Origin of the sequence: Acetobacter orientalis, from assembly GCF_000963965.1 — a bacterium.
Taxonomy (GTDB): domain Bacteria; phylum Pseudomonadota; class Alphaproteobacteria; order Acetobacterales; family Acetobacteraceae; genus Acetobacter; species Acetobacter orientalis.
This window is the reverse complement of record NZ_BAMX01000018.1, coordinates 22,649-29,715: the sequence shown is the minus strand read 5'-3', so window position 1 is coordinate 29,715 and position 7,067 is coordinate 22,649. Positions and strand designations below refer to the sequence as shown.

The window sequence follows — 7,067 nt, the reverse complement described above, 5'->3', positions numbered from 1 at the left end:
GTCAACACCAAATCACTCTTTTCTCTCACTTTTTTCTGAAAAAATTCCAAGGCTCCATTTTGCTACAGTTTTATTAGGCTGTTGGTTGAGATTGGGCCTTGGGGCACCAAGCCTCCCTGCCCTACTACATATATAAGAGCCACAAAGAGTATGGACGCAAAAAGATGAGCCACCAGCCCCAAGAGCAAAACGTATTAACCTTGGCCACAGCCTTGATTGTGAATACGCGCAAACAAGTCTTGCTAGTGCGCAAAAAGGGTACAACTGCCTTTATGCAGGCTGGCGGTAAGATTGCGCCGCAAGAAACCTCTCTGGAAGCGCTCATAAGAGAGCTCAAAGAAGAACTTGATTATACGATAACACCCCAAGACGCAGACTATATCGGGTGCCTCTCTGCCCCAGCCGCACATGAGCCTGGCTATATGCTAGCAGCGAATTGTTATTTTATAACATGCACCCAACCTCTTTCTGCTCAGGCTGAGATAGAAGAAATTATTTGGGTTGATCCCTTCTCTTCCCCATCTCTTCCTTTAGCGCCGTTAACGCAGGAGCACATTCTGCCGCTCGCCCGGCATTTACTCAGCAATGCAGGCTAAGCGAGAACAATTTATAAATAACGCGCTAAAAATGGTGCTGTGCGGCTAGTCTTGCAGGCTGCTACAGTCTCTGGCAGGCCAGAGACAACAATATGCCCACCATTTTCTCCGGCACCCGGGCCCATATCAATAATCCAATCGCTTGCGGCGGCAACACGCATATCGTGCTCTGCAACAATAACTGTATGACCTTGCACAACCAAAGTTTGTAGTTGCCCAAACAAGCGGTCAACATCAGAGGGGTGCAGCCCTGTTGTGGGTTCGTCCATAATATACAGAGTATGACCGGCGCGGCGTTTTTGTAACTCCGTGGCCAGCTTCAGGCGCTGCGCCTCACCCCCGGAAAATTCCGTAGCAGGTTGCCCCAAGCCAAGATAGCCCAAACCTGCCTCTTTTACAGTTTGAAACCCATGCGCCAAAGCTGGCTCTTGCGCAAAAAACTGGCATGCCTCTTCTACGCTCATGGAGAGCACATCGGCTATTGTTTTACCATTTAGGGTTACTGCCAGTACCTCAGGTTTGTAGCGCGTGCCTTTGCATGTTGGGCATGGCGCATAAACACTAGGGAGAAACAGAAGTTCGACCATAACAGAGCCAACTCCCTCACAGTGGGGGCAACGCCCTTTTGCAACATTAAATGAGAACCACCCGGCATCAAGCTTATTGGCTTTTGCTGTGGGTGTTGCTGCAAAACGCTGTCTTATTAGGTCAAAAAGCCCGGTATAGGTTGCTAGGTTAGAACGCGGGGTACGCCCAATGGGCTTTTGGTCAATAACCACCAACCGTTTAATGTGCTGCAAACCTGTACAAACACGGCCCGTGGGTAAACCCGTTTGCGCCTCTATTGCTTGTTCTTGCGTGTCTTCCATATCTTGCTCGGGTAATTGCCCCAAGGCACGCCCAATGAGGGACACAAGGGCTTGGCTAACCAGACTAGACTTACCTGAACCTGATACCCCCGTGACAGCAACCATCACCCCAAGCGGAAGCGTTAAACTTTGGGCCTGTATGTTGTGCCAACAGATATCCTCCACACCCAGCCAAGCTGTCGGTGTGCGGCGCGGGCCTGAAACCAGCTTTTGTGTTTCAAAGATATAATGACGCGTGCGGGAAGCCTTTACATGGCGCAGCCCTTCTGGCTGGCCGCTATATAAAACCTGCCCGCCATGCACGCCTGCGCCTGGCCCCACATCAACCAGCCAATCAGCTTGCTGTATAATGTCTATATTATGCTCGACGACGAGTAGAGAGTTACCTGCCTGCAATAACCTTTTTAAGGCTTGTAAAAGAGCCTGTGTATCAACCGGGTGTAGGCCCGCACTCGGTTCGTCCAACACGTAAGCTACGCCAAATAAATTAGAGCGAATTTGAGTGCCCAACCTAAGGCGTTGGTATTCTCCCGGAGAAAGAGTTTGTATGCCTCTATTAAGCTGCAAATACCCCAGCCCAAGATCTAATAAGGTTGAGATGCGCTCAATAAGGCTATCGACAATACCCTTGGCCGCAACAGTTGTTGCGTCTGGGCCGTTCAGGCTGGGCCGTATGCCTTCTAATACCTCGGAGATAGCTTTAAGCGGTAATGCCGAAAGCTGTGCAATATTTTTACCCGCAAACGTAACCCGTAGGGCTTCAGGGTTTAGTTTTTGGCCGTGGCACGCTGGGCATGGTGTAGCGAGCATGAAAGATGCCGCCCGAGCACGCATTTTTGCACTTTGAGACTTGGCAAATGTTTGCCGAACATACTGCCGCGCTCCTGTAAACGTACCGTTATAAGCTGGTGGAACTCCCTGCTTAATGGCGTCCAAAACTTCTGCATGCGTTAAGCCCGGATAGACTGGCTCTGTTGGGGTTTCATCAGTGTATAAAATCCAATCGCGCACAGACTGCGGCAAGTCACGCCACGGCCTGTCTACGTCTACCCCTCGGGTAATGAGAATATCGCGCAGATTTTGGCCTTGCCACGCTGTGGGCCACGCCGCCACAGCCCGTTGGCGAATACTCAGGCTGCTGTCTGGCACCAAAGTTGTCTCGGTTATATCGTATAAATACCCCATGCCATGGCATGTTGAGCATGCCCCCATTGGCGTATTAGGGGAAAAAGATTCCGCCTCTAACCGCTCCATACCCTTAGGGTAGGTGCCAGCGCGAGAATAAAGCATGCGTACTAAATTAGAGAGCGTGGTGAGGCTACCCACAGAGGAGCGACCACTGCCCACACTCTTTTGCTGCTGCAATGCGACCGCTGGCGGCAAACCCTCAATACTCTCAACCGCGGGTACTGGCATTTGGTTAAACAAACGCCGTGCATAAGGAGAGACAGAGTCAAGGTAGCGCCGCTGTGCCTCAGCATAGAGTGTACCAAACGCCAATGAAGACTTACCCGAGCCAGAAACACCCGTAAAAACAACCAATCTGTCGCGCGGCAGCTCTACTGCAATATTTTTTAGATTATGCTCACGCGCCCCCCTTACGCTGATCATGCCGGGGATAGACTGTGTTGGTACAAGGTTTTTGCTCATGCAGATATGTTAGCATGACGCACACCCCGCCCCCCATTTATGCTCTGCATGCACGCTATGCAGAGTATAAAAACTAAAGTGTGGTTGCCGGTGCGTGCAGGCCCATCCAATGGGGTTTGCGCCGCTCAACCCATGCTAACGCTTTGTTTGTTAAATTACGTAAAAAACTTACATCTTCTGCAAGCAGCATTATGCCCAAAGGCAACATCCACAACCCAAAAACTGGTAGAATAGCAAGGCAGCCGCCACATATAAGCGCTATACCCGCTGGCATACGCACCCACTTTGCCTGTGGTCGCCTTAACCAATGCACCATTGACTGTGCTTTTTCAGGCAGGCGCAATATAAGCAGTTGAATGCGACGTTCGCGGTCATCCTGAATAGTAAGAATTTCGAGAATTCTATCATCTGCCATACTACAAAATAATCCTTTAACTTAAAGATGCCGTCTAAAACATATAAGCACTTTAGGGGTTTCACTTAAGGCCACACACCTGACACGCACAGTAATACCGGCTATGCTTATACGCCATTAAGGAGCTGCCTGTGCGCGTACAAGATGTTTTAAACCAACCTCTTATTGGCCTTGTCGGCCGCAGTGGTTCAGGCAAAACGCATTTAATGGCGCGCCTTTTGCCAATGCTAAAAGCGCAAGGCTTAACTATTTCTACCATTAAACACACCCATCATCGGGTTGATATTGATAAGCCCGGCAAAGACTCTTTTATTCACCGGCAGGCGGGTGCTCATGAGGTTATGCTTGCCACGCCAGAACGCTGGGTGCTGCAACACACACCAGCCAACAACAGCACGCCAGAATTGCCAGACCTACTACTCCATATGGCAGCGGTTGATTTAATACTTGTTGAGGGGTTTCATGCCACAGTGCCTGTAACAATAGAGGTTTACCGGCCAGAGGTGGGTAAAGCCCCCCTCTTCCAAACTCACACCACAATTGCGGCTGTAGCAACCACACAAAAAAGCTGCGTGCCCTCTGGTCTTGTCGCGCTAGATTTGGAAGACATTGCAAGCATAGCGACATATATTTTAGGGGCCGCCCGGCCTCTTCAAATAACCTGAAGAGACACCACCTGACACATTTGGTTTTGCGCAATAGTTTCTGCCGGATTGACCTGCAAAAACGCTGCCGCCCGAGACAAGACTATAATGTCTGACGCGCCAACCGTTGGCAGCTGCGTAAAAACATAGCCTTGCGCTGTAGCGGTGGCCGCTACGGGTACAAAATGGGTAGTGTCTGGTAACGCTGTAAAGGCAAATTCTACCCTGCCCGGTAGTAAAAGAACCTCTGGTTGTTGCCCCATAACGCTGCGCAAATACGGCACAACCAACACCTGTGCGCATAAAGCCGATGCACCGGGGTTGCCCGGCAGGCAAAAGGCCAGTTTGCCCTCTTTTTCGAATAAAGACACCGGCTTACCCGGCCGCATTTTAACGCCCCTAAACAACGCATGCGCACCTAAAGACAAAAAAGCGTCCATTACATTGTCTGTCATGCCAACAGAAATACCGCCTGTTGTCACAACAATATCGGCTTTATGCAGAGCCTCTTCCAATGTTGCGGTTAATGCGTTTTGGTCATCCGATGCCACAAGAAAAGACGTAACCTTTGCGCCATAACTTTCAAACAATGCCACAAGCATAGGCGTGTTTGAATCTGCCCGGCAGTCAGCAGCGGCGCTAGATAGCTCGGCACCATTCGCCACAAGGGCAATATGTAAGGGCTGCACAACAGTAACAGCGTGTATTTTCTGGCAAGCCAGTAACGCAATATGCCGCCAATCTAACCGTTGGCCGCATGATACGAGCAAGTCTCCTTGCTTAAACTCCTCCCCTGCCCGGCGAATATTTGCACCTTTTTCAGCCAAGGCCTGCAATGGTCTTATACGTTCAGAATTTGGAGCTTGTACCATACGCTCCATAGCCATAACGCAGTCTGCCCCTTGCGGCACACTTGCACCTGTTAAGATTTTTTGTGCATACCCATCAGGCAATGCGACAGGCTGCGCGCCAGCCACAGTTAGGCCCTGTATGCTCAACCCTTCCGGGGCAGACGCCATGGCCGTATGCGCAAAGGCGTACCCGTCCATAGCCGATACATCTGTTTCGGGCCTATTGCTGCAAGCAAATATAGCAGTAGCAGTAATGCGTCCGACAGCCTGCGTGAGCGGGACAACACAACTCGGCCGAGAAGATTTTTTAGCCCATGTCTCAACACACTGTAATGCTGCGGCATAGGAGAGCATATTTGAAAAACTATTCCGCATAACGTGCCTGATAACTATGACGCAAAAAAGAGAGAAAAGGCTGGTTAGCTGTTACGCCTTAACGTGTGGCGGCTTAAACCTTGCCACCGACTGCCGTCAGGACGGAAAGGAAAACGGGTTGATGCCAGCCCGTGCAAAACCTTGAGCCTCCAACGCCTCATCCAATGTTTGAGACACAAGGTCGTCAGCTAAGGCGTCCTGTTGTGGGTCTCTATCCTGCCTAAAGATTTTTAGGTAGCTATGGCAATCCCCGCAGGTTTCAATCTGAATGGGGGCATCTGTTTTTTCAAACGTCCAGTAATCTATGTGTTGTGTGGCATGGCATACAACACAGGTAGCACGCACCGCATGCCAGCGTGTTTCGCACAAGCTGCATTGTAGGTAACGCAGCCCTTCACGGTCACCTGTCAAAACAAGCCCACCAACAGGTGGGGCACCGCAACACGGGCATGATGCCTCGTTATGAGCCTGTGCCGTATGCTTTTGCACGCCCACCAGAGCAACCGCCTGCGCCCAGTAAACTGATAAAGCAGCCCATAAAAGCACAGCCACCCCGGCATCAACCGCAGCATAGTCTTGGTTGAAAAGTGCGGCGGCCTTTGCGGCAAGCTGCTCTGGGGTATCGTGAACTGCGGCCTCTAGCTTGCTTGCAACGTGTTCAGAAACGAGCGGGGCTAGAGTGTGCACAAAGTGTTTAAAAGCAGCGTGCCAGTACGGTGTTGTAGCTAAAAGCTGTTGCGTTGGCTTGACTGGCGCTAGGGCACCTGCCCCCATAAGAGCGGTAACAGGCATAGCCTGCTCTGGTGTTATGGGGTGTTGCTCAAGCCAGAATTTTTGCGCCTCAACTAAACTTGCCAAAAACTCCAGATACGCACCGTTGTGCTCTGCCAGCATACGCAAGCGGGCCGCCCGCTTGGCATATAATACAGGCAAGCGCGGTAAAATGAGCGCCTCAATAGGCTGCACGCCGGGTACACTTTTATCCAGCGGTGCAATATCGGAGAAAGGAAGGGTCATGAGTGCGGTTTAGCCGTTTTATCTGCTGTTGGGGCAATTTTTTCTTCGTACCAACGGTCGTGGTGTTGTTTAGCCCACGCACGAGAAACATAGCCCGTGAGCATGCCCGTAATAGACCCCCGCACCCATAGGCCCATATAAATATGCCCCACAACCAGCAAGATAAGTCCCAACCCTGCAAGAGAGTGTGCCAGCAAAGCAATGCGAATAACCGGAATAGGAAAATACGCAGCAAAATAGGCACGCCACGCCACAATACCTGTCATAAACAAGACGGAAATAAGAGACATAATGCCCCAGAACAGAATTTTCTGACCGGCATTATATTTACCAATTTGCAGTTTAGGCCCGTGGCGGTTCATGAGCACGCCAACAACATTTTTAAACCACACCACGTCTGTTTTTACTGGCAAATTATGGTGCACAAACCGAAAAAACATCACAATAAGCAGGCAGAACACTACCGTACCCAAAAATGGGTGCAGAATACGAGCGGTTTGCGGTGTGCCCAGCACATTGCCCAGCCAGTTCAAGCTCGGGAAAAACCAAGACAGCCCAGACATGGCCACCAAAAAGAAGCAGGCAACCATGATCCAATGACACATACGGTCAAAGAATTTTGTCCGCAAAATTGCGTTTTTGGTATCCAT

The 7,067-nt window shown here is 50.6% G+C and carries 7 protein-coding genes; 2 read left to right on the top strand and 5 right to left on the bottom strand.

Annotated elements, in window-relative coordinates; genetic code table 11:
• Positions 1–164 precede the first annotated feature (164 nt).
• Positions 165–596 (top strand): NUDIX hydrolase, encoded by a 432-nt coding sequence (locus Abor_RS08140; RefSeq protein ID WP_048841364.1) that lies wholly within the window; start codon positions 165–167, stop codon positions 594–596.
• 11 nt (positions 597–607) lie between these two features.
• Here Abor_RS08140 and Abor_RS08135 read toward each other — a convergent pair whose 3' ends face one another.
• Together Abor_RS08135 and Abor_RS08130 are read right to left on the bottom strand one after the other, a co-directional pair.
• Positions 608–3,115, bottom strand: coding sequence for an excinuclease ABC subunit UvrA (locus Abor_RS08135; RefSeq protein ID WP_048841363.1), 2,508 nt, complete (start codon positions 3,113–3,115; stop codon positions 608–610).
• A gap of 73 nt (positions 3,116–3,188) precedes the next feature.
• Positions 3,189–3,530, bottom strand: coding sequence for a hypothetical protein (locus Abor_RS08130; RefSeq protein WP_048841362.1), 342 nt, complete (start codon positions 3,528–3,530; stop codon positions 3,189–3,191).
• Positions 3,531–3,661: 131 nt separating this feature from the next.
• Between Abor_RS08130 and mobB the strand changes: the two genes are divergently transcribed.
• Positions 3,662–4,195, top strand: a complete 534-nt coding sequence (mobB, locus tag Abor_RS08125) for a molybdopterin-guanine dinucleotide biosynthesis protein B (protein ID WP_261767217.1) — start codon at positions 3,662–3,664, stop codon at positions 4,193–4,195.
• Here the strand turns inward: mobB and Abor_RS08120 are convergent.
• The 3 genes from Abor_RS08120 to Abor_RS08110 all read right to left on the bottom strand — a co-directional run bounded on the left by Abor_RS08120 (position 4,183) and on the right by Abor_RS08110 (position 7,067).
• On the bottom strand, positions 4,183–5,400 hold the full coding sequence (locus Abor_RS08120; protein WP_048841360.1) for a molybdopterin molybdotransferase MoeA: 1,218 nt from the start codon (positions 5,398–5,400) through the stop codon (positions 4,183–4,185). The two genes, mobB and Abor_RS08120, sit on opposite strands and share 13 nt — an antisense overlap.
• Before the next feature lie 96 nt (positions 5,401–5,496).
• The gene (gene fdhE, locus Abor_RS08115; protein WP_048841359.1) at positions 5,497–6,417 is read right to left on the bottom strand and encodes a formate dehydrogenase accessory protein FdhE; all 921 of its coding nucleotides are present in this window, start codon (positions 6,415–6,417) and stop codon (positions 5,497–5,499) included.
• On the bottom strand, positions 6,414–7,067 hold the full coding sequence (locus Abor_RS08110) for a formate dehydrogenase subunit gamma (protein WP_048841358.1): 654 nt from the start codon (positions 7,065–7,067) through the stop codon (positions 6,414–6,416). The genes fdhE and Abor_RS08110 overlap by 4 nt, the downstream gene beginning before the upstream one ends.

Coding starts and splice junctions, on each gene's coding strand:
- Abor_RS08135 (WP_048841363.1), bottom strand. CDS start 3,115: ATGAGCAAAAACCTTGTACCAACACAGTCTATCCCCGGCATGATCAGC.
- fdhE (WP_048841359.1), bottom strand. CDS start 6,417: ATGACCCTTCCTTTCTCCGATATTGCACCGCTGGATAAAAGTGTACCC.
- Abor_RS08140 (WP_048841364.1), top strand. CDS start 165: ATGAGCCACCAGCCCCAAGAGCAAAACGTATTAACCTTGGCCACAGCC.
- Abor_RS08130 (WP_048841362.1), bottom strand. CDS start 3,530: ATGGCAGATGATAGAATTCTCGAAATTCTTACTATTCAGGATGACCGC.
- Abor_RS08110 (WP_048841358.1), bottom strand. CDS start 7,067: ATGGATACCAAAAACGCAATTTTGCGGACAAAATTCTTTGACCGTATG.
- Abor_RS08120 (WP_048841360.1), bottom strand. CDS start 5,400: ATGCGGAATAGTTTTTCAAATATGCTCTCCTATGCCGCAGCATTACAG.